This window comes from Pseudomonas anuradhapurensis, from assembly GCF_014269225.2.
GTDB lineage: Bacteria > Pseudomonadota > Gammaproteobacteria > Pseudomonadales > Pseudomonadaceae > Aquipseudomonas > Aquipseudomonas anuradhapurensis.
This window is the reverse complement of record NZ_CP077097.1, coordinates 1,753,160-1,774,231: the sequence shown is the minus strand read 5'-3', so window position 1 is coordinate 1,774,231 and position 21,072 is coordinate 1,753,160. Positions and strand designations below refer to the sequence as shown.

Below are 21,072 nucleotides of genomic sequence, written 5' to 3'. Positions count from 1 at the left end.
GATCGCCATCCCATGCAGGTACCGCCCATGACGACCACCATGCAAACCCCCAAGGACCAGCTCGTCAAACTCGCCCAGCAGCAAATGCTGACGGCGCTGGCCGACAACACCTACACCCCACGGCAAAAACTCGCCCTCACCTGCCGCATCCTGTTCGATGCTGGCCACGACTCCGGCCTGGCCGGGCAGATCACCGCGCGCGCCGAGCAACCCGGCACTTACTACACCCAACAACTCGGCCTGGGCTTCGACGAAATCGCCGCCTCCAACCTGCTGCTGGTGGATGAAGACCTCAACGTGCTGCAAGGCCGCGGCATGGCCAACCCGGCCAACCGCTTCCACAGCTGGCTGTACCGCGCACGTGCCGACGTCAACTGCATCATCCACACCCACCCGCTGCACAGTGCCGCCCTTTCGATGCTGGAGGTGCCGCTGGCCATCTCGCACATGGACCTGTGCCCGCTGTTCGATGACTGCGCGTTTCTTAAGGAATGGCCCGGCGTACCGGTGGGCAATGAAGAAGGCGAGATCATTGCCCGGGCGATCGGCGACAAGCGCGCGATCCTGCTATCCCACCACGGGCTGCTGATCGCCGGCCGCTCGATCGAGGAAGCCTGTGTACTCGCCATGCTGTTCGAACGCGCGGCCAAGATGCAGCTGCTGGCCATGGGCGCTGGCGACATCCGCCCCATCCCCGAAGCACTGGGCAAGGAAGCCCACGACTGGATCTCTACCCCGAAACGTCATGGCGCCGCGTTCAGCTATTACGCGCGCCGTGCCTTGCGTGCCCATGGCGACTGCCTGGGCTGATCGAAGATGTTGCTCCCTATCCCCTACAACGGCAGAGGTGCCTGGTCATGTCTACACCTGTAATTCGCGGCGTTATCGGCTACACCATCACTCCCTTCACGGCAGACGGCACGCTTGACCTGGATGCCCTGGGCCTGTCCATCGACCGCCTGATCGCCGACGGCGTGCACGCCATCGCACCGCTGGGCAGCACCGGCGAGGGCGCCTACCTGTCCGACAGCGAATGGGAAACGGTGGTGCGCTTCAGCCAGGCGCGTATCGCCGGCCGTGTGCCAACCGTGGTCAGCGTCTCCGACCTGACCACCGCACGCACCGTGCAGCGCGCCCGCCTGTCCCAGGCTTGCGGCGCCACGGCGGTGATGGTGCTGCCCATTTCCTACTGGAAACTCACCGAAGCCGAAGTGGTCGCTCACTACCGCGCAGTGGGCGCGGCGATCGACATTCCGATCATGCTCTACAACAACCCCGGGACCAGTGGCACCGACCTGCCGGTAGAGCTGATCCTGCGCATCCTCGACGAAGTGCCCAACGTGACCATGGTCAAGGAAAGCACCGGTGACATCCAGCGCATGCACCGCCTGTTCAAGGCCACCGAGGGCCAGGTGGCGTTCTACAACGGTTGCAACCCGCTCGCCCTGGAAGCCCTGGTGGCCGGTGCCGCCGGCTGGTGCACCGCCGCGCCCAACCTGATCCCGGCACTGAACCTGGCGCTGTGGGACGCGGTGCAGCAAGGCGACCTGGGCGAAGCCCGTGCGCTGTTCTACCGCCAGTACGAACTGCTGGAGTACATCACTCGCCGCGGCCTGCCCACCACCATCAAGGCGGGGCTGAAGATGCTTGGCCATGATGTCGGCGCCCCACGCCTGCCCCTGCAGCCGCTGGATACGCAAGGCAGCACCTACCTGAAAAGCCAGCTGGTAGCGCTGGCTGACTGACCGCGCCAACTGCCCGGCGGCGCCCTGCCGCCGGGCCTCATCGCACCAGCTTTGCTGCGCCTTGGCCGAGCGCGAACTGGCGCAACACCTTCGCCAGTTTCGCCACAGCCATCGCCAGCTCGCCCGGGGTATGCGCCGCGAACCCCATCAGTACCCCCGCCTCCGCGCTGGACGACGCATACAGGCCACTGAGCCCCAACAGATCGATGCCGGCGGCCTGCGCCGCTTTCACCACCTGTGCTTCAGGCATGGGCCGGGTAAATACACAGGGCATCTGCATGCCACCCGCTGGTACGCGCGCGACCAGAAAGTCGGACAACTGCGCCTGCACCAGCGCCGCCAGGGCATCGCGGCGCTCGGCATAGATCGCCCGCATCAAGCGCACGTGGGCGCCGAAGTGCCCACCTTCGATGAACCTGGCCAGGGTCAGTTGGGCCAGCGAAGCCGTATGCCCGTCCTGCAACGTCCGTGCAGCGGTCATCGGCCCGACCAGCTGCGGTGGCAAGACCATGTAGGCAATACGCAAGCCGGCGAACAGGGACTTGGTGAACGTGCCGATGTAAACCGTCCGGTCATGGGCATCCAGGCCTTGCACACACGCAGTGGGCTTGCCGGCATAGTGAAATTCGCTGTCGTAGTCATCTTCGATGAGCCAGGCGCGCTGCTGCCATGCCCACTCGATCACCGCCAGGCGCCGGTCCAGGGACAAAGTCACGCCGGTGGGGAACTGGTGCGAAGGGGTCAGGAAAACCGCCCGGGCCTGGGGCGCCAGGCGTGGGATCTGCTCCACCTGCATGCCACCCGGGTCCACGGCCACGGGGATGCAGTGCAGGCCCGCAGCCACCAGTGCCTTCCTGGCGCCGTGGTACACCGGGTCTTCGATAACCACCTGGTCACCGGCATCGGCCAGCACATGGGCACACAGGCTGAACGCCTGCTGCGAACTGGTGAGAATGAGCACGCGGTCGGCCGTGGCCTGGGCGCCGCGCTCCAGGTTGACGTAATCGGCAATGGCCCGCCGTAGTGACTCGGCGCCTTGCGCCGCACTGTGCAGCAGCGCCTGGGTGCCATGTTCCCTCAACACCTGCCGCTGCAGCTTTTCCCAGGTCTGTAACGGAAAGTTGCGTGTCTCTGCCACACCCGGTGCAAACGGGCGCGGGGAAAAAAAATTGTGCACGCCACCGTCCTGGCACAGCGCCTGGCCCCGGCGGCTGAGCACTGCCGGCTCGGCCGTGGCATTCACCCGCCGGCCCTGGGGGCGCGCCGGGAGGTGCTGCGCGCGGGGTGAAACGAAGCTGCCGCTGCCTACCCGGCGCTCGATGAAGCCTTCGGCGTGCAACTGGCCGTATGCGGCTTCAACTGTATCCCGCGATACCGCCAGCGAAGTCGCCAGTGCACGAGAGGCAGGCAAGGCCTTACCTGCCGGCAACGCCCCTTCGAGAATCAGCTGGCGTATCGCCCGCTGGATCCGCACGTGCAACGGCAGCGCCCCACGCACCGGGTCACCGATCCAGGCCTTCACCGACTCCAGCTGTGCATGCTTGAACATTGGTATGGCCAGACCTTAAAAATTGGTGGGGTATTACCGGCCATTTTAACGCTATAAAAACCATGCCTTGCAACCCTATGTGCCAGTACACCGGAGGCCCCCATGGACGCGCCTGCACACACTGCTTCAACCCCCCTACAGCTGACCGATCTGCTACACCCGATGGTGGCGGGGATCGTGTCGGTCATCGTCAATTACGGTGGCACCTTCATCCTGGTGTTCCAGGCCGCCAAGCTGGCCGGGCTGAGCCCGGAGCTGACCTCGTCGTGGGTCTGGGCCGTGTCGATCGGCGTCGGCCTCAGTGGCTTGGCCCTGTCCTGGTACAGCCGCGAGCCAGTGATTACTGCCTGGTCCACGCCGGCCGCAGCGTTCCTGGTCACGGCGCTGGGCAGCGTGCCCTACAGCGAGGCCATCGGCGCGTATCTGTTGTCGGCTGCCGGTTTCGTGGTGCTGGGGCTGACCGGGTGCTTCGAGCGCCTGGTGCGGGTGATTCCCGGCGGGATTGCCGCTGGGCTGCTGGCGGGTATCCTGCTGCAGTTCGGCATCGGTGCATTCGGCGGCCTGTCGGTCGACCCCGCGCTGGCCGGGCTGCTGATCGCGGCCTATATGACGTTCAAGCGCTTTACCGCCCGCTACGCTGTAGTAGGTATTCTGCTGCTGGGCCTGGGCTACCTGCTTGTCCAGGGCCAGGTGGGCCTGGCATCGCTCAGGCTGGAATTCGCCTCGCCGGTGTTCACCGCGCCCACCTTCTCGCTCAATGCCGCGCTGAGCGTGGCCCTGCCGTTGTTCCTGATCACCCTCACCGGCCAGTACATGCCTGGCATGCTGGTGCTGCGCAACGACGGCTTCAAGACCAGCGCCAACCCGATCGTCGCGGTGACTGGCCTGGGATCGTTGCTGATGGCTCCGTTCGGGTCGCACGCCTTCAATATCGCCGCCATCACCGCTGCCATCTGTACCGGCAAGGACGCCCACGAAGACCCGGGCAAACGCTGGGTTGCGGGCATCGCTGCCGGTGTCTGCTACATCCTCGTGGGGGTGTTCGGGGTCACCCTGGCCAGTGTGTTCATGGCCCTGCCGGCCACCTTCATCACCACGCTGGCCGGTCTTGCCCTGCTCGGCACCATCGGCGCCAGCCTGGCCAGCGCGATGGCCGATGCCCGTTCGCGCGAGGCAGCACTGATCACCTTCCTGGCAGCGGCCGCCAACATCAGCCTGTTCGGCATCGGCGGGGCATTCTGGGGATTGGTCATGGGCCTGCTGGCCCATGCCGTGCTGAACGGCCGCCTACCCGGTTTCAGCCGCTCGCCCCGTTAAGCGGGCTTTCACCACCCTGCCGTGCGCCGGGTGCGCACGCCATACAAAGGTATCGACATGCCCCCAGCTGGCCCCAAGCTTCTTACCCAAATTGCTGCAGTGCACTTCGTCAGCCATGTGCACATCATGCTGGTCCCGGCGCTGCTGCCCGTGCTCCCCGGCTTGCTGGGGGTCGGGTTCGTCGAGCTCGGCGTGGCCCTGGCGGTGTTCAACATCGTCTCCGCCCTGGTGCAGGCGCCGCTGGGCTATGCCGTCGACCATTACGGTGCGCGCAAAGTGCTCAAGGCCGGCTTGCTGCTGGGCAGCCTCAGCTTCCTGCTGGTTGCCCTCAGCCCCAGCTACGCACTGCTGCTGGTAGCGATGGCCATGGCCGGCCTGGCCAATGGCGTGTACCACCCGGCCGACTACGCGCTGCTGGCCAACGGCATCGAGCAAAGCCGCCTGGGGCAGGCGTTCTCGATCCATACCTTTGCCGGCTTCCTTGGCTCGGCGCTGACGCCAGCGTTGTTTCTCGGCATCGCTGCTGGTTTCGGCACGCAGGCAGCCCTGGCGGCGGGTGCGGCAGTGGGGCTGGCTGCCTTGCTGCTGATATCAGTGCCCGGCAGTGGCGTGTATCAGGTTGCCAGGCCGGGCAATGCCGATGGCGCCGCCCCCGCAGCAGCCGCTCGCGTACGGCTGTTCACGCCTATGCTCGGGGTGCTGACGGTGCTGTTCATCCTGCTCAACCTGAGCACCAGTGCCATCGAGAAGTTCTCCGTGGCTGCGCTCGTCCAGGGCCAAGGCCTGACCCTGGCCTGGGCCAACACGGCGCTCACCGCCTTCCTGCTCAGCAGTGCCGTGGGCGTGCTGTGCGGCGGGGCCTTGGCAGACCGGACCCGGCGCCATGGCCTGGTAGCGGCATTGGCCTTTGCCTTGGCAGCGGCTTTGACCGCGCTGGTGGCCCTGGGGCTGCTTCGGGGCTGGACGTTGGTGGTGGTGCTGGGTGCCATTGGCTTGCTGACCGGGGTCATCGCCCCGTCGCGGGACATGCTGGTCAAGGCTGCGGCTGCGCGTGGTAGCGAAGGCAAAGCCTTCGGGCTGGTCTCGACCGGCTTCAACATCGGCGGCGCCCTGGGGCCGGTGGCGTTTGGCTGGATGCTCGACCAGCGCCTGGCCAATGGCGTCTTCGTGGCATCGGTGGTGTTCATGCTGCTGACAGTACTGCTGACCCTGGCGCAGGAAGCGTACCTGGCCAGAAGGCAGCGACAACGTGCCTAGCCGCTGCCATGCAAGCCGATTGCCGCAGTCGGCTCAGGCGAGCGGATTGGCATGCAGCACGCGACCATCCGCCGCCGGCCGGTTGACGAACAACACATCCAGCACACTGTTACGCAACCCCTTCACAGCATTCCAGTTCGCCGACGCATGTATGTACCGGTGGCGCAACAGCTGCTCCTCCTCCGCCGTCAGCCCCGGCTGTTGCTGCTCACCCAGGGCGAACGCATGCAACTTGCGGCTGATTTCCAGCAATGCCCCCGGCAAGCGATGCTCGGCCTGCCCGCCCAACGGGGCAAACGGCACCCCCGCCCGCACCGCCAGTTCGCGCATGATGCTCAGGTACACCCGTGATAGCTGCCCCGCCACCTCCCGTTCACGGTATACCGCCGCATACACCTGCTTTTGCGCCTCATCCGAGCGGTCACCGGCAAGCGGCACCTCCCAGGCCAGCACCTGCGCTCCACGTGCCTCCGGTATCGAGGCCAGCAAGGCCTGCATCGTGGCGTATACGCGTGTCTGCTCGGCACGCATACCTTGCGGCACACGCTGTGATTGCGGTTTGCACAGCAACACCTGCTCCTGGGTGGTCTCCGGATAACCACCGCCGATGTTCGAGTGCACGCCTGGCAGCACGATGTCATGATCGCTGCGCACCAGCGGGTAGTTGTGCCGCTGCTCGTCCCGCGCCACCAGTTGCACCGTTTGCCGGGCAATGCCTGGCCAAAGCCCCAGGCGCAAGCCGGCGTGGCGCTCGTCTGCCGGGTCGAAGTCACCCTGCAACGGCGCGACGATCGCCGCGACGGTGTCGAACAGGCCGATGAAATTGATCACCAGCCTGCAGGGCACCGGTATCAGCCGGCCTGCATTGTCGTGCAGCAAGTTGGCCAGATGCCGCGCCGCCGCCGCGCCGCGGCTGAAGCCGAACAGATCGAACTCGACGCGCTCGGGCCTGGCCTGGGGATGCGCCTGGCACCAGCCGCGCAATTGCTCGGCTATCGCGGCCAGCGCCTCGGCAACCCGCGCCTCCACCCCTGTCGACCCGCACCCGGTGGCAGACGCGTACACCTGGTCCGCCTCGCCCGCCAGGGTACCCACGCCTTCGATATAACGTTTCAGGAACGCCATGCGGCCCTCGGCATCGGCCCCCTGCCCCGGATACAGGGCATGCAACAGGGCCACATTGCTCAATGCGTTGGTATAACTGGCCCCCCTGCCCACCGGCACCTCCAGCTGTGCCGCATTGTTCTGGTTGTTGCCGGTGCCATCGAAGAACACCCCGAAACGCAGGGCGACCGGGAACATACATTCGTTGTTACAGCTGTTCGGTACCATCAGCGTGCTTCCTGCTTGTTCAAAAAGCACAAGCAAGCGCCAGCGCGCCGCGACGGAACATCAGCCAATGGCCAGCCATGATCAGGAAAATTCCGCGCGTGCATGGCCCCCGGCAAGGATAAATTTCCCTGCCGCCATTGGTCGCCGCCCCCCCGGATGGATTAAAGTATCAGCCCTTGCCAGGGCAGCTGATTCCAGTTGCCTGCGGCCCCACACCAGGAACCGTCGCCGATGGAACACCGTGAAGCGCTGATCGCGCTGCGCACTTTTCTTTCTTCCCAGATCCTGGGCCAGGAAAAACTGGTCGAGCGACTGTTGATCGTGCTCCTGGCCGATGGCCACATGCTGGTCGAGGGCGCGCCGGGCCTGGCCAAGACCAAGGCCATCAAAGAGCTGGCCGAAGGCATCGAGGCGCAGTTCCATCGCATCCAGTTCACCCCCGACCTGCTCCCGGCCGATATTACGGGCACCGAGATCTACCGCCCGGAAACCGGCAGCTTCGTGTTCCAGCAGGGCCCGATCTTCCACAACCTGGTGCTGGCCGACGAAATCAACCGCGCCCCGGCCAAGGTGCAGTCGGCGCTGCTCGAAGCCATGGCCGAGCGCCAGGTCAGCGTGGGCCGCAGTACCTACGACCTGTCGCCGTTGTTCCTGGTCATGGCCACGCAGAACCCGATCGAGCAGGAAGGCACCTATCCGCTGCCCGAAGCCCAGCTCGACCGCTTCCTGATGCACGTGAAAATCGGCTTCCCCGACGCGGCGGTAGAACGGCGCATCCTGTTGCAGGCCCGTGGCGAAGCCCTGGGCGGCGAGACCAAGCCCGAACGCCGGGTCAGCCAGCAGGCGATCTTTGCCGCCCGCAAGGAAATCCTCGGCCTGTACATGGCCGACGCGGTGGAGGAATACCTGGTGCAGCTGGTGATGGCCACCCGCACCCCGGCCAAGTTCGACACCGAGCTGGCCGACTGGATCGCCTACGGTGCCAGCCCACGCGGTTCCATTTCGCTGGACCGCTGCGCGCGCGCGCATGCCTGGCTGGCCGGGCGCGACTTCGTCAGCCCCGAGGATATCCAGGCGGTGCTGTTCGACGTACTGCGCCACCGCATCATCCTCTCGTTCGAGGCCGAGGCCGCCGGGATCGACCAGGACCGCGTGGTCCAGCGTATCCTCGACGTCGTCGCCGTAGCCTGAACCCATGCCCACCGCGTCGCTGGCCGAACCCGGCATCCGTATCGGCCTTGCCGAGCTGATCGACATGCGCCACCGCGTGCGTGAAATCCAGCTGTTTTCCCGGCCCGGCCAGCGCAGCCCGCTGGTGGGCCTGCACCATTCCAAGCTGCGCGGGCGCGGCGTGGACTTCGACCAGGTGCGCGTGTACCAGGCCGGCGACGATGTGCGCAACATCGACTGGCGGGTCACCGCGCGCACCCAGGAGCCGCACACCAAGCTGTTCCACGAAGAGCGCGAACGGCCGATCTTCATTCTCGTCGAGCAGAGCCAACGGCTGTTCTTCGGCTCGGGGCTGATGTTCAAGTCGGTGCTGGCCGCCCAGGCTGCAGCACTGTTCGGCTGGGCCGCGCTGGGCCACAACGACCGCATCGGCGGGCTGGTGTTCGGCGACAACGAACACCACGAAATCAAGCCGCGACGCAGCAAGCAGAGCCTGCTGCAGTTGCTCAACCGCCTGGCCAAGGTCAACCAGGCACTGCACACCGAAGCCACCCCCGGCACAGACAGCCTGGGCCTGGCCCTGCGCCGCGCCCGCGAAGTGCTGCGCCCCGGCAGCCTGGCCATCATCATCTGCGACGAACGCTCGCTCACTGGCCAGGTGGAACAGCACCTGGCCATGCTCTCGCGCCACTGCGACCTGCTGTTGATGCCGGTATCCGACCCGCTCGACCACGCCCTGCCCGCCGCCGGCCTGTTGCGTTTTGCCCAGCGCAGTGCGCAACTGGAGCTCGACACCCTCGACGCCAACCTGCGCCAGGCGTACCGCCAGCAGGCCGAAGCGCGCATCGAACGCTGGGAACTGATGGCGCAGAAGCTGCGCGTGCTGCTGATGCCACTGAGCACCCAGAGCGAAATGATCGAGCAACTGCGCGAATACCTGAATGCCCAGCGGCCACGGAGCGCGTCATGAAGAGCAACGGCCAATGAACCCGCTTGACCAATTGCAACCGTTGATCGCCCCGGCGCCGATCGGCCTGTGGCCGCCGGCGCCCGGCTGGTGGGTGTTGCTGGGCGTGCTGCCGCTGCTGGCCTGGGGCCTGTGGCGGCTACGCCGCTGGCGCCCGGGCAAACGCCGCGTCGTGCGCGCCGAGCAACCGCTGGACCCGGTGCGGGTAGAGGCGCTGGCCGAGCTGGCCCGCCTGCCACGCCCCTATGACGGCGCCCCCGCGGGTGCCTGGCTGCAACAGATCAACGCGCTGCTCAAGCGCCTGTGCCGCATCCACTACCCGGGGGCCAACAGCCATACCCTCAACGGCCGCCAGTGGCTGGCGTTTCTCGACAACCGCTGCCCGGCCGCCGGCCTGACCCGCTGGATGGTGCTGGTCGAAGGCGCTTACAAACCCGAGTGCAAGCTCGACGACAAAGCCATCGCCGGGCTCAGCCAAGCCGTCGAAACCTGGATCCGCAAGCATGTTTGAACTGGCCTGGCCGTGGGTCTTCGCCCTGTTGCCGTTGCCGTGGCTGGCGCGCCTGGTGTTGCCGGCCGCCGACAGCGGCGAGCCGGTGCTCAAGGTCGGTTTCCTCAACGAACTGGAAAGCCTGGCCGGGCGCCGTGCGCGGCTGAACCTGCCGACCTGGCGCCAGCAGGCGCCGTTCGTCGTCATCTGGCTGCTGTTGCTGTGCGCCGCCGCCCGCCCGCAGTGGCTGGGCGACCCGGTCCCGGTGGCCGCCAGCGGCCGTGACCTGCTGGTGGCGGTGGACGTGTCCGGGTCGATGGATTTCCCCGACATGCAATGGCAGAACGAAGAGATCAGCCGCCTCGACCTGGTCAAGGCGCTGCTCGGCGACTTTCTGCAGGACCGCGAAGGCGACCGCGTGGGCCTGATCCTGTTCGGCAGCCAGGCCTACCTGCAGGCCCCGCTCACCTTCGACCGGCGCACCGTACGGACCTTCCTCGACGAAGCCCAGATCGGCATCGCCGGCAAGAACACGGCGATCGGCGACGCCATTGGCCTGGCGGTCAAGCGCCTGCGCCAACGCCCGGCACAAAGCCGGGTGCTGGTACTGATCACCGACGGCGCCAACAACGGCGGGCAGATCCACCCACTGACCGCCGCCCGCCTGGCCGCCCAGGAAGGCGTACGCATCTACACCATCGGCATCGGCGCCAACCCCGAGGCCAGTGGCACCCCGGGCCTGCTCGGCCTCAACCCGAGCCTGGACCTGGACGAAGCCTCGCTCAAGGAAATTGCCGAGATCACCCATGGCAGCTACTTCCGCGCGCATGACGGCGCCGAACTGGACGCCATTGGCGACACCCTTGACCAGCTTGAACCGGTGGCCCAGCAACCGACCCAGTCGCGCACCGCGAAAGCCCTTTACGCCTGGCCGCTGGCCCTGGCGCTGTTGTTGAGCGTGCTGCTGGTAGTCGCCGTGCAATGGCCCGACAACCTGCTGCAGCGGGTGTTGCGCAAGCCGCGCTTCCTGCAGCCGCATCCGGAGTGGCGCCAACGCCTGAAGCGCCTGCGCCTGAGGAGGCGGCGATGAGCGAACTGTGGCCTGAATGGTTGCGCCCGCTATGGCTGCTGGCCGTGCCCCTGCTCGGCTGGCTGCTGTACAAGCTGTGGCACCGGCGCAAGCGCGCCGGGCGCTGGCAGCTGATCCTGCCGCCGGCGTTCCATGGCGTGCTGCTCGGCGGTGGTAGTGGCAGCAGCAGCAAGCTGCCGTGGGTGGCGCTGGGCCTGGCCTGGGCGCTGGTGGTCCTGGCCCTGCTCGGGCCCAGCTGGCAGCGCGTGGAGGAAAGCCGCCAGCGCCCGGCCGACCCGCTGGTGATCCTGCTGGAACTGACCCCGCAGATGCTCGCCGAGGACAGCCCACCCAACCGCCTGGAGCAAGCGCGGCGCAAGATTCTCGACCTGCTGGAGCACCGCCGCGACAGCCAGACCGCACTGGTGGTCTACGCCGGCTCGGCGCACACCCTGGTACCGCTGTCCGACGACCTGGCGACCACCCGCAACCTGCTGGAGGCGCTCGACCCGTCGATCATGCCCAAACCCGGCCAACGCGCCGATCTCGCCGTGCAGAAAGGCCTGGCCCTGCTGGCCCAGAGCGGCCTGGGCCAGGGCCGCCTGCTGCTGATCGGTTCTGCGCTCAGTGCCCCGGAGCGCCAGGGTATCGCCCAGGCCCTTGGCCGCCAGGGCCCGAGCCTGCTGATGCTGGGCATCGGCAGCCGCGAAGGTGCGCCAGTGCGCCAGGCCAACGGCGAATACCTCAAGGACGACCAGGGCGGCATCCTCCTGCCACGGTTGGACAGCGCCAGCCTCAAGGGCTTCATCAGCGGCACCGGCGGGCGCTACCGGCATGCCCGGATCGACGACCTGGACCTGCGCGGCCTGGGCCTGTTCGACAGCCCGCGTGCCGGGCGCAGTGACGGCCAGACCTTGCAACTGGACAGCTGGGCCGACCAAGGCTATTGGCTGTTGCTGCCGCTGTTGCTGCTGGCCGCCTGTGCCGGCCGACGCGGCTGGCTGTTCTGCCTGCCCTTGCTCCTGGCCGTGCCACAACCCAGCCACGCCTTCGAATTCAACGACCTGTGGCTGCGCCCCGACCAGCAAGGCCAGCGCCTGCTCGAGCAGAACCGCCCGGCCAGCGCCGCGCGCCACTTCCACGACCCACAATGGCGCGGCATGGCCTTGTACCAGGCCGGCGACTATGCCGCTGCCGCCGAAGCGTTTTCCCAGGGCGATACGGCCGCAGCCCACTACAATCGAGGCAATGCCTTGGCCCGCAGCGGCGAGCTGGAAGCTGCGCTGGACGCCTATGAACAAGCCCTGGAGCGCCAGCCCGACCTGCAAGCAGCGCTGGACAACCAGGCGCTGGTGCAGCAACTGCTGCAACAGCGGACGGCCAAGGCCGACGAGCAACCGGCCAACAGCGATGCCCAAGGCACGCCCGGCAGCGAAACCGAAGGCAACAGCAGCTCGGCCAGCAGCCCGGCCCAAGGCACCCCGGGCGATGATGAACAGCCTGGCAACGAACAGCCCGGTGAAGGCAGCGGCAACAGCCAGGCTGCGTCCGGCAACCAGCCGGGCGCAGATGACGGCGTCATCCAGCCGCCGCAGCGCCCGGTGTCGACCAGCCTCGATGCCGAACAGCGCCAGGCCCTGGAACAGTGGCTGCGCGAGATCCCCGACAACCCGGCCGAGCTGCTGCGGCGCAAATTCTGGTATGAACAGCAATTGCAACAGGAAAATCCACAATGAGTCGCTTCGGCGTCTTTCTACTCGGCCTGCTGTGGGCCGTGCTGGCCCAGGCCGAACCGCTGCTGCGGGCCAGCGTTGACCGTACCCGCGTGGAGGCCGGCGAAAGCCTCGAGCTGACCCTGGAAAGCCAGGACGTCACCGAGTTTGGCAAGCCCGACCTGCGCGCGCTGGAAAACGACTTCGAGGTGCGCGGCACACGCCAGCTGAACAGCCTGCACAGCCTGGATGGCGAAACCCGCGCCAGCACCCGCTGGATCATCACCCTGTTGCCACGGCGCAGTGGCAGCCTGCGCATCCCCGAACTGCAACTGGGCCAGTCGCACAGCCAGGCCATCGACCTGCAAGTCCTGCAGGCCGACGCCAGCCGCCAGGACAGTGCTTCCCAGGTGTTCATCGAAGCGAGCCTCGACACTGCCGACGTCTATGTCCAGGCCCAGGCCGTGCTGACCCTGCGCATCTACCACTCGGTGGCACTGTACGACGACAGCAGCCTGAGCCCGCTGCAACTGGACAATGCCAAGGTCGAACCGCTGGGCGAATCGCGTACCTATGAAAAGGAAATCAACGGCGTACGCCATGGCGTGATCGAAACCCGCTATGCCATTTATGCCCAGCAGAGCGGTACCCTCGAGATACCGTCGTTGACCTTCACCGCCACCGCTGCCGCCAGCCCCGACGCGGCCTCGGCCGCCAACGGCACGGCCCGGGCCGGGCGCCAGGTGCAGGTCAGCTCGCTGCCATTGCGCCTGGCCGTGCGGCCGATTCCGGCGGCCTGGCCAGCTGGCGTGCCGTGGCTACCGGCCCGTAGCCTGAGCCTGGAAGAGCACTGGAACCCTGACCCGGGCGACCAACAGGTGCAGATTGGCGACTCGCTGACCCGGAACATCACCTTGCGTGCCGAAGGCTTGTCCAGCACCCAGCTGCCACCGCTGCCAGCCACCGAAATCACCGGGCTGCGCCGCTACCCCGACCAGCCGCTGCTGCGCAACGAGATTGGCGAACGGGGCATGACCGCCAACCGTGAGGAACGCGAGGCGCTGGTGCCGACCCACAGTGGCGCACTGGCCCTGCCGGTACTGGAAGTAGCCTGGTGGAACACCCGCGAGGACCACCTGGAGCACAGCAGCCTGCCAGCGCGTACGCTCAACGTGCAGGACAACCCGGCACTGAGTGCCGACACCCCGGCGGGCGACAGCAGCAGCGCCAGCAGCCTGCTGTGGCCGTGGCAGCTGGCGACCTTGCTGTTTGCCCTGACCAGCGTGCTGGGCTTCGCCCTGTGGTGGCGCGCCCGTTCGCAGCCGGCCGTGCTGCGCGCCGCGCAGACCGGGCCGAGCCCGCGTACCTTGCTGGATGACCTCAAGCGCGCCTGCCAGGCCAACGACCCGCAGGCTACCCGCCAGGCACTGGACGCCTGGGCCCGGCAGCAGCCGGAAACCCTGGCCGAAATGGCGGCGCGCTTCGTGCCGCTGTCGGATGCGCTGGACGGCTTGAACGGGGCGTTGTACAGCGAGAGCGGGCAATATTGGCAGGGTGAGGATCTGTGGCGGGCGATCGGTACCATTCCGCCGGCTGAGCAGGTATTGCTGCCGACCGGCGAGAACGGCAGCCTGCCGCCGCTCTATCCCAAGTGATGAGCTGCCTGTGCGGGCTTCTTCGCGGGTTCACCCGCGAACACCGGCGTACGACATTTCTCCGAATACATCTGCGCCAATGCCGGCGAGCCCGGCATCAACATGCTGGTCAACGCGGTGCATCACGTTCAGATGACCAAGGCCTTGGCCGAGTTGCTGTTGCACCCGCAAGCCGGGGATATAACCTGGCACTGACTACACAGCCCCAAGACATACGCGGCCCCTGTAGGAGCGGCCTTGTGTCGCGAAAGGGGTGCGAAGCGCCCCCAGGATCTGCGCACCACCACAAAATCGCCGGGGCCGCCTTGCAGCCCTTTCGCGACACAAGGCCGCTCCTACAGAGACCACGATCGGAGAGAGGGCTTCATCAACCTGCGAGCACCGGTTGAACTGGCTGACGGCTCAGATGAACCGCTGCCCCTCGAACGGGTTCCAGCCCTGCTGCCCTTTGGTCTGCTTCAGGTAGTAGGCACGGTTGGTCAGAAAACCGTACAGAAATGCAAACCCCATGCTGATGCCGTTATCCAACGGCCGCGGGATTTCGCTACCGGTCGCGATCTCGTAGTAGCTCAGGAGAACGCCAATGACGATCATGATGGCCAGCATGACCAGGTTCTTCTTCCACAGCCCCAGCACGAACCAGTAGATCGGGCCAAAGAAGAACGCGATGAAGTTGTTGTTGATCAGTATTTTCTTGCCAAATGGCAAGGCGCGGAAAGCGGCTTTGTAGGCCTCGGAGGTGGGTGCGCCGTACTGATCGAAGAAGGCGAAACGCTCCTGCCATTTTGACTTGAGGTTGCCTGGGTTGGATTGGGTCTGTGGGATCCCTTCCATTGGTAGCTCCTGTGATTTCGTCCGTGGATATCGAATCGCCATGATCATGGCGGGCCGCGAGGGTAAATCAGCACGTCTTCGAGAGCAAGCCTGATACCTGACAGCTTGCCGATCCACCGTGAAACTGACCGGCCGCTTCTACACCATCATCCAGGCCATAGCCTTGCGTCGCGAAAGGGCTGCAAAGCGGCCCCGGCAATCTGACAGTGATGCGAGTATCCCGGGAGCGCTTCGCACCCCTTTCGCGACGCAAGGCCGCTCCTACAGAATGCGCTGCGCAGGCCTTGAGGCTTGCCGGCGATCGGGGCGCACAGCGGCCCCACGCTTGGGTTACCATACCGCCCTTGCGCAACGCCTATCACCCAAGCCAAGCCCTCGCTTGCTCGACTCGACACCAACAGGTCATCCATGCGTCTGTTTCATACCTCCGACTGGCACCTGGGCCAAAGCCTGCACGGCCAGGAACGCGATTTCGAACACGCCTGCTTCCTCGAATGGCTGCTCGGCCAGCTGCGCCTGCGTCAGCCGGATGCGCTGCTGATCGCCGGGGATATCTTCGACACGGTCAACCCGCCGGTCAAAGCCCAGGAGCGCCTCTACGATTTCATCGTCCAGGCCCACGAGCAGCAGCCCAAGCTGGACATCGTGATGATCGCCGGCAACCACGACTCTGGCTCGCGCATCGAGTTGCCCGCCGCACTCATGCGCCGCCTGCGTACCCATGCCCTTGGCCGCGTGCACTGGCTGGACGAGGGCCAGCTGGATGCCGAGCGCCTGCTGATCCCGCTGACCAACGGCCGCGGTAAAGTCGCCGCCTGGTGCCTGGCCCTGCCCTTCCTGCGCCCGGCCGAGGTGACCGGCCCGCACCTGGGCGACGACTACCTGCAAGGCATCACCCAAGTGCACCAGCAACTGATCGCCGCTGCACAGAAGAAGCGCAGGAAAGACCAGGCGCTGATCGCCATCAGCCACGCGCACATGGCCGGTGGCGCGGTCTCGGAAGACTCCGAACGCAGCCTGATCATCGGTAACGCCGAGGCGCTGCCGGCCAGGCTGTTCGACAAGGCCATCAGCTACGTCGCCCTGGGCCACTTGCACAAGCCGCAAAAGGTCAACCGCGAAGAACGCATTCGCTACAGCGGCTCGCCGATCCCGCTGTCATTCGCCGAGATCAACTACCCGCATCAGGTGCTGGAGGTGGAACTGGATGGCAGCGGCCTGGTCAGTGTCGAGCCGCGCCCGGTACCACGCGCAGTGGCCCTGCAACGGGTTGGCCCGGCACCGCTGGGCGAACTGCTGACGCAACTGGGCGAGCTGCCAGTGATCGACCTGCTCGAAGACCCCAACCGCCAGCCCTGGCTGGAAGTGCGGGTGATCCTCGACGAACCGCAACCCGACCTGCGCCAGCAGATCGAAGGTGCCCTGCAAGGCAAGGCCGTGCGCCTGGTGCGCATCAGTGCCGAATACGCTGGCCGCAACAACGCCGAAGACGATGACCTGGCCTTCGTCGAACTGGCCCAGATGACCCCGCAGGACCTGTTCAGCCGCGCCTGGGAGCAGGCCTACGGCAACCCTGTCGACGAACAGGCGCTGGCCGACTTTGCCCTGCTGTTGCAGGACGTGCAGCAGGAAGAGGAACAGCCATGAAGATTCTCGCCATCCGCCTGAAGAACCTGGCATCGCTGGCCGGCCCGATCGACATCGACTTCACCGCCGAGCCGCTGGCCAGCGCCGGCCTGTTCGCCATCACCGGCCCTACCGGCGCCGGCAAGAGTACCCTGCTCGACGCGCTGTGCCTGGCCCTGTTCGGCAGCGTCCCGCGGCTCAACGACATCGGCCGCGAGGCCAAGGTGCCGGATGCCGACGGCGACATCCCCACCTCCGACCCGCGCAACCTGCTGCGCCGGGGTACCGGTAGCGGCTTTGCCGAAGTGGACTTCGTCGGTATCGACGGCCGCCGCTACCGGGCCCGCTGGGAGGCCAACCGCGCCCGCGACAAGGCCAACGGCAAGCTGCAGTTCAGCCGCCAGAGCTTTTACGACCTGGACAGCGAGCAGGTGCTGGCCAGCGGCAAGAACGAATACAAACAACTGGTCGAAGCCCGCCTGGGCCTGAACTTCGAGCAGTTCACCCGCGCGGTGATGCTGGCCCAGAGCGAGTTCGGCGCCTTCCTCAAGGCCGACGACAAAGAGCGCAGCGAGCTGCTGGAAAAGCTCACCAACACCGCCATCTATACCCGCCTGGGCCAACGCGCTTTCAGCAAGGCGCGCGAGGCCGGCGAAGCCCACAACGCCCTCAAGGAGCGTGCCAGCCACCTGCTGCCGATGGCCGCCGAAGCCCGCGCCGAACTCGACCAGCGCTTGGAGCTGGCACAGCAGCAGTTCAAGGCCGACCAGGCCGCCGAGCGCCAGCTGGAACAGCAACGCAACTGGCTGAATGAACAACGCCAGTTGCAGGCACAGCATGCCGAAGCCAGCAGCGCACTGCAGGCCGCCGAACAGGACTGGCAACAACTGGCTGACCAGCGCCTGGACCTCGTGCGCCTGGAGCGCCTGGCCCCGCAGCGTCACCAGTTCCACCGCCAGCAGACATTGACTGCGCAACTGGCACCGGTGGCAGCGAAGATCGCCGAGCAACAGCAGCAGCAAGCCGAGCTGCAAGTGCGCACCAGTGAGCTCGAACAGGCGCTGGACGCCGCGCGTAAGGCGCTTGCCGTCAGCCAGGCCGAACACAGCGAGAACGCCCCTCGCCTGCGCCAGGCCTTTGCCGCCCAGGACAACCTGGCCCGCCTGGAACAGGAGCTGGCAGCACAGCGCAGCGCCAGCCAGCAGGCTGAGCAGCAGGTCACCGAAGGCCAGCAACACCTGCAACAGCTGGAAGACAACCAGCAGCGCAGCTTGCAGCAACTGGCACAGATCGATACCGCGCTCGCCGACAGCCAGCACCTGGCGGGCCTGGCCAATGCCTGGCACGCCTACCTGCCACAACTGAAACAGGTAATGCTGATCGGCGGCCGCCTGGCCAAGGGCCGTGAAGAGCTGCCCGGCCTGCAGGCCCAGGCCAGCCAAGCCAATGCGCAGTTGCAGGCCGAGCGCGATGCCTTCGAGCTGCTGTTCCGCGAAGCCAAGGCCGAACCCCAGGCCCTGGCAGAACAGATCGACCTGCTGGGTGGCATGCTGCAGGACAACCGCAAGCAGCAGCGCGCCGTGGAAGAACTGTCACGCCTGCATGGCCGTGAGCTGGAACTGCGCCAGCAGCTGGAGGCCGCGCGCATGCGTCAGCAGCAGGCTATGCAGCAGCGCCAGCAACTGATTACCGAAGGCACCGCCGCCAAGGCCGAGCTGGAAGCCGCCGAGCAAGCGCTCAACCTCACCCGCCAGTTGCTGGAACGCCAGCGCCTGGCACGTAATACCAGCGTCGAAGAGCTGCGTGGCCAGTTGCGCGACGGCGAACCCTGCCCGGTGTGCGGCAGCGCCGAGCATCCGTTCCACCAGCCTGAAGCACTGTTACAAAGCCTGGGTCGCCATGACCAGGCCGAGGAAGAGGCCGCGCAGAAGCAGGTCGAAACCCTCAACAGCAAGCTGGTTGAGCTGCGTACCCAGCTGGGCGTGGTCAATGCCCAGCTCAAGGAGTTCCAGCAGCAACAGCAGCAACTGGGCGAACAGCTGCAACCGCTGGTGGCCCAGGTGCAGGCGCACAGCCTGTGGCCAGCCCTGGCCCCGCAGGACGACAAGGCCCGCAGTGCCTGGCTCGACAGCCAGCTGCGGCGCCTGGACGAAGAAATCGGCCAGGACGAGAAACGCCAGAGCGCCCTGCTCACCCTGCAAAAAGATGCAGCACGTCTCAACCAGCAATTGCAGGCCGCCCAGCAGGCGCAACAGCAGGCCCAGCGCCACCTGGAGCAACAGCACCAGGCCCTGGCCAGCGACGAGCAACAGTTGCAGCGAGGCCTTGACGACCTGGCCGGCGTGTTGCCCGAAGAGGCCCTCAAGGCCTTGAACGACGACCCGGCCAATGCCTTCCTCGCCCTGGATCAGCAGATCGCCCAGCGCCTGCAGCAATTGGAGCAGCGCAAGGACGAACAGGAAGAACAACTAGCCCGCCAGGCCCAGCTGGACAAGCTGCGCGACCAGCAACAGGCGCGCGTGCAGACCCAGCAGCAGTTGCAGCAGAAACTTGCCGCCCTCGACGAACAGCGCCAACAGGCCCTGGCATTGCTCGCTGAACTGCTTGGCGGTCACGCCAGCGCCGAGGCCTGGCAACAGCATATGGATGTAGCGTTGGAGCAGGCACGCGCCCTCGATGCCGACACTGCCCAGCGCCTGCAGGACTTGCGTACCCAAGGCGTGCAACTGGCCAGCGAACTCAAGGCCAACACCCAGCAGCAGCAGGCGCTGGACGCCGAGTGCCAGCAGTTGCAGGGCCAGATCGCCCAGTGGCGCGGTGAACACCCGGAACTGGACGACGCTGGCCTGGATCGCCTGCTGGGCATGGAGGACGCGCAGGTCACTGAACTGCGCCAGCGCCTGCAAGGTGCCGAAAAAGCCATCGAACAGGGCCGCGTACTGCTGCAGGAACGTGAACAACGCCTGCAGCAACATGCAGCGCAAATGACCGTGGACACCTCGGCCGAAGCCTTGGAACAGGCCTTGGCCGACTTGCGTGAACGCCTGGCCGGGCATGAGCAGCAGTGTGCCGAACTGCGCGCCCAGCAGGCCGACGACCAGCGCCGGCAACAGGCGCACCAGGCGCTGGCGGCAGAAATCGAGCAGGCACACCAGCAATGGCAGCGCTGGGCCCGCCTGAACGCCCTGATCGGTTCGGCCTCGGGCGATGTGTTCCGCAAGATCGCCCAGGGCTACAACCTCGACCTGTTGCTGCACCACGCCAACGCCCAGCTGCGCCAGCTGGCCCGTCGCTACCGCCTCAAGCGCGGCGGCAGCGCCCTTGGCCTGCTGGTGCTGGACACCGAAATGGGCGACGAACTGCGTTCGGTGCACTCGCTGTCAGGCGGCGAAACCTTCCTGGTGTCGCTGGCCCTGGCCCTGGGCCTGGCCTCGATGGCCTCCAGCACCCTGCGCATCGAATCGCTATTCATCGATGAGGGCTTCGGCAGCCTCGACCCGGAATCGTTGCAGCTGGCCATGGATGCCCTCGACGGCCTGCAAGCCCAGGGCCGCAAGGTGGCGGTGATTTCCCACGTGCAGGAAATGCATGAGCGCATCCCGGTGCAGATCCAGGTGCGCCGGCAGGGCAACGGCCTCAGTGATGTTGAGGTGTGCGGGTGATTCTCTACTCGTTCCGCCGTTGCCCCTGGGCCATGCGCGCGCGCCTGGCCCTGCGCTATGCCGGCTGCGAGGTGGAAATCCGCGAAGTGGCGATGAAGAACAAGCCGGCAGAACTGCTGGCGTTGTCGCCCAAGGGCACGGTGCCGGTGCTGGATACCGGTACCGAGGTGCTGGAAGAGAGCCTGGACATCATGCGCTGGGCGCTGGCACGCAACGACCCACAGGATTGGCAGCTGCAAGCCGACGCTACTGCGGCGCAGCGGGCTGAAGCACTGATTGCGCGCAACGACAGCACGTTCAAGGCGCAGGTGAGCCTGTACAAGTACGCCGAGCGCTACCCGGCGCATTCCCGCGCACATTACCGGCAACAGGCCGAAACCTGGCTGGCCGAGCTTGAGGGCTTGCTAGCCGGCCGGCCTTACCTGCTGGCCGACCATCCGAGCATTGCCGATGCCGCACTGCTGCCCTTGATGCGCCAGTTTGCCGGGGTCGAACCGCAGTGGTTCGCCGAGGCGGCTTATCCGCGGCTGCGGAGCTGGCTGCAGGGCTGGTTGGCATCGGACCTGTTCAAGGCCGTCATGGCCAAATAGGTTCATACGCTCCGTTGTAGGAGCGGCCTTGTGTCGCGATGGGGCGCGCAGCGGCCCCGGTTTTTTGCGTTGCCGCTGAAATTGCCGGGGCCGCTCT

General features: G+C 66.4%; 16 protein-coding genes. 13 read left to right on the top strand and 3 right to left on the bottom strand.

Annotation, left to right across the window (positions count from 1 at the left end; translation table 11 throughout):
* Positions 1-27 precede the first annotated feature (27 nt).
* A complete protein-coding gene (locus HU763_RS08270) occupies positions 28-810 on the top strand; it encodes an aldolase (RefSeq protein WP_186687404.1) in 783 nt (260 codons plus the stop codon).
* A gap of 47 nt (positions 811-857) precedes the next feature.
* Entirely contained in the window at positions 858-1,745 is an 888-nt protein-coding gene (locus tag HU763_RS08265; protein WP_186687399.1) for a dihydrodipicolinate synthase family protein, read from the top strand.
* A 37-nt stretch (positions 1,746-1,782) separates the two neighbouring features.
* On the opposite strand, the gene pdxR is transcribed toward HU763_RS08265, so the two are convergent.
* Positions 1,783-3,294 carry a MocR-like pyridoxine biosynthesis transcription factor PdxR gene (gene pdxR / locus HU763_RS08260; protein ID WP_186687396.1) on the bottom strand — a complete coding sequence of 504 codons (1,512 nt, stop codon included), beginning with the start codon at positions 3,292-3,294 and terminating at the stop codon, positions 1,783-1,785.
* A 102-nt stretch (positions 3,295-3,396) separates the two neighbouring features.
* Between pdxR and HU763_RS08255 the strand changes: the two genes are divergently transcribed.
* Positions 3,397-4,611, top strand: a complete 1,215-nt coding sequence (locus HU763_RS08255; RefSeq protein ID WP_186687393.1) for a benzoate/H(+) symporter BenE family transporter — start codon at positions 3,397-3,399, stop codon at positions 4,609-4,611.
* Positions 4,612-4,668: 57 nt separating this feature from the next.
* Positions 4,669-5,868, top strand: a complete 1,200-nt coding sequence (locus tag HU763_RS08250) for an MFS transporter (RefSeq protein ID WP_186687390.1) — start codon at positions 4,669-4,671, stop codon at positions 5,866-5,868.
* A gap of 33 nt (positions 5,869-5,901) precedes the next feature.
* Here HU763_RS08250 and HU763_RS08245 read toward each other — a convergent pair whose 3' ends face one another.
* A complete protein-coding gene (locus tag HU763_RS08245; RefSeq protein WP_186687387.1) occupies positions 5,902-7,200 on the bottom strand; it encodes a T6SS phospholipase effector Tle1-like catalytic domain-containing protein in 1,299 nt (432 codons plus the stop codon).
* A gap of 231 nt (positions 7,201-7,431) precedes the next feature.
* Here HU763_RS08245 and HU763_RS08240 point away from each other — a divergent pair, with 231 nt between their 5' ends.
* Genes HU763_RS08240 through HU763_RS08215 form a run of 6 tightly spaced genes read left to right on the top strand, consistent with a single transcriptional unit; the run spans position 7,432 to position 14,263 of the window.
* Positions 7,432-8,391, top strand: a complete 960-nt coding sequence (locus tag HU763_RS08240; protein WP_186679428.1) for an AAA family ATPase — start codon at positions 7,432-7,434, stop codon at positions 8,389-8,391.
* 4 nt (positions 8,392-8,395) lie between these two features.
* Complete coding sequence (locus HU763_RS08235; RefSeq protein WP_186687384.1) at positions 8,396-9,340, top strand: DUF58 domain-containing protein; 945 nt, start codon at positions 8,396-8,398, stop codon at positions 9,338-9,340.
* 13 nt (positions 9,341-9,353) lie between these two features.
* Positions 9,354-9,848, top strand: a complete 495-nt coding sequence (locus HU763_RS08230; protein ID WP_186687381.1) for a DUF4381 domain-containing protein — start codon at positions 9,354-9,356, stop codon at positions 9,846-9,848.
* Positions 9,841-10,917: a vWA domain-containing protein gene (locus HU763_RS08225; protein ID WP_186687378.1), complete on the top strand. Its 1,077-nt coding sequence runs from the start codon at positions 9,841-9,843 to the stop codon at positions 10,915-10,917. Before HU763_RS08230 ends, HU763_RS08225 begins: the two co-directional genes overlap by 8 nt.
* Positions 10,914-12,632: a tetratricopeptide repeat protein gene (locus HU763_RS08220; protein WP_186687375.1), complete on the top strand. Its 1,719-nt coding sequence runs from the start codon at positions 10,914-10,916 to the stop codon at positions 12,630-12,632. Before HU763_RS08225 ends, HU763_RS08220 begins: the two co-directional genes overlap by 4 nt.
* Positions 12,629-14,263, top strand: a complete 1,635-nt coding sequence (locus HU763_RS08215) for a BatD family protein (RefSeq protein ID WP_186687373.1) — start codon at positions 12,629-12,631, stop codon at positions 14,261-14,263. The genes HU763_RS08220 and HU763_RS08215 overlap by 4 nt, the downstream gene beginning before the upstream one ends.
* Before the next feature lie 402 nt (positions 14,264-14,665).
* Here the strand turns inward: HU763_RS08215 and HU763_RS08210 are convergent, their stop codons facing one another.
* Positions 14,666-15,097, bottom strand: coding sequence for a DUF2628 domain-containing protein (locus tag HU763_RS08210; protein WP_186687371.1), 432 nt, complete (start codon positions 15,095-15,097; stop codon positions 14,666-14,668).
* A 408-nt stretch (positions 15,098-15,505) separates the two neighbouring features.
* On the opposite strand from HU763_RS08210, the gene HU763_RS08205 reads away from it, so the two are divergent.
* The 3 genes from HU763_RS08205 to HU763_RS08195 are packed head-to-tail and all read left to right on the top strand — an operon-like array spanning position 15,506 to position 20,975.
* Complete coding sequence (locus tag HU763_RS08205) at positions 15,506-16,744, top strand: exonuclease SbcCD subunit D C-terminal domain-containing protein (RefSeq protein WP_186687369.1); 1,239 nt, start codon at positions 15,506-15,508, stop codon at positions 16,742-16,744.
* Positions 16,741-20,385 (top strand): AAA family ATPase, encoded by a 3,645-nt coding sequence (locus HU763_RS08200; RefSeq protein ID WP_186687367.1) that lies wholly within the window; start codon positions 16,741-16,743, stop codon positions 20,383-20,385. The genes HU763_RS08205 and HU763_RS08200 overlap by 4 nt, the downstream gene beginning before the upstream one ends.
* Positions 20,382-20,975 (top strand): glutathione S-transferase, encoded by a 594-nt coding sequence (locus tag HU763_RS08195; protein ID WP_186687365.1) that lies wholly within the window; start codon positions 20,382-20,384, stop codon positions 20,973-20,975. The genes HU763_RS08200 and HU763_RS08195 overlap by 4 nt, the downstream gene beginning before the upstream one ends.
* The last annotated feature ends 97 nt before the right edge of the window (positions 20,976-21,072 follow it).

Bases quoted from the DNA above. Each gene is read 5' to 3' on its own strand.
- HU763_RS08270 (WP_186687404.1), top strand. From the start codon at position 28: ATGACGACCACCATGCAAACCCCCAAGGACCAGCTCGTCAAACTCGCC.
- HU763_RS08265 (WP_186687399.1), top strand. From the start codon at position 858: ATGTCTACACCTGTAATTCGCGGCGTTATCGGCTACACCATCACTCCC.
- pdxR (WP_186687396.1), bottom strand. From the start codon at position 3,294: ATGTTCAAGCATGCACAGCTGGAGTCGGTGAAGGCCTGGATCGGTGAC.
- HU763_RS08255 (WP_186687393.1), top strand. From the start codon at position 3,397: ATGGACGCGCCTGCACACACTGCTTCAACCCCCCTACAGCTGACCGAT.
- HU763_RS08250 (WP_186687390.1), top strand. From the start codon at position 4,669: ATGCCCCCAGCTGGCCCCAAGCTTCTTACCCAAATTGCTGCAGTGCAC.
- HU763_RS08245 (WP_186687387.1), bottom strand. From the start codon at position 7,200: ATGGTACCGAACAGCTGTAACAACGAATGTATGTTCCCGGTCGCCCTG.
- HU763_RS08240 (WP_186679428.1), top strand. From the start codon at position 7,432: ATGGAACACCGTGAAGCGCTGATCGCGCTGCGCACTTTTCTTTCTTCC.
- HU763_RS08235 (WP_186687384.1), top strand. From the start codon at position 8,396: ATGCCCACCGCGTCGCTGGCCGAACCCGGCATCCGTATCGGCCTTGCC.
- HU763_RS08230 (WP_186687381.1), top strand. From the start codon at position 9,354: ATGAACCCGCTTGACCAATTGCAACCGTTGATCGCCCCGGCGCCGATC.
- HU763_RS08225 (WP_186687378.1), top strand. From the start codon at position 9,841: ATGTTTGAACTGGCCTGGCCGTGGGTCTTCGCCCTGTTGCCGTTGCCG.
- HU763_RS08220 (WP_186687375.1), top strand. From the start codon at position 10,914: ATGAGCGAACTGTGGCCTGAATGGTTGCGCCCGCTATGGCTGCTGGCC.
- HU763_RS08215 (WP_186687373.1), top strand. From the start codon at position 12,629: ATGAGTCGCTTCGGCGTCTTTCTACTCGGCCTGCTGTGGGCCGTGCTG.
- HU763_RS08210 (WP_186687371.1), bottom strand. From the start codon at position 15,097: ATGGAAGGGATCCCACAGACCCAATCCAACCCAGGCAACCTCAAGTCA.
- HU763_RS08205 (WP_186687369.1), top strand. From the start codon at position 15,506: ATGCGTCTGTTTCATACCTCCGACTGGCACCTGGGCCAAAGCCTGCAC.
- HU763_RS08200 (WP_186687367.1), top strand. From the start codon at position 16,741: ATGAAGATTCTCGCCATCCGCCTGAAGAACCTGGCATCGCTGGCCGGC.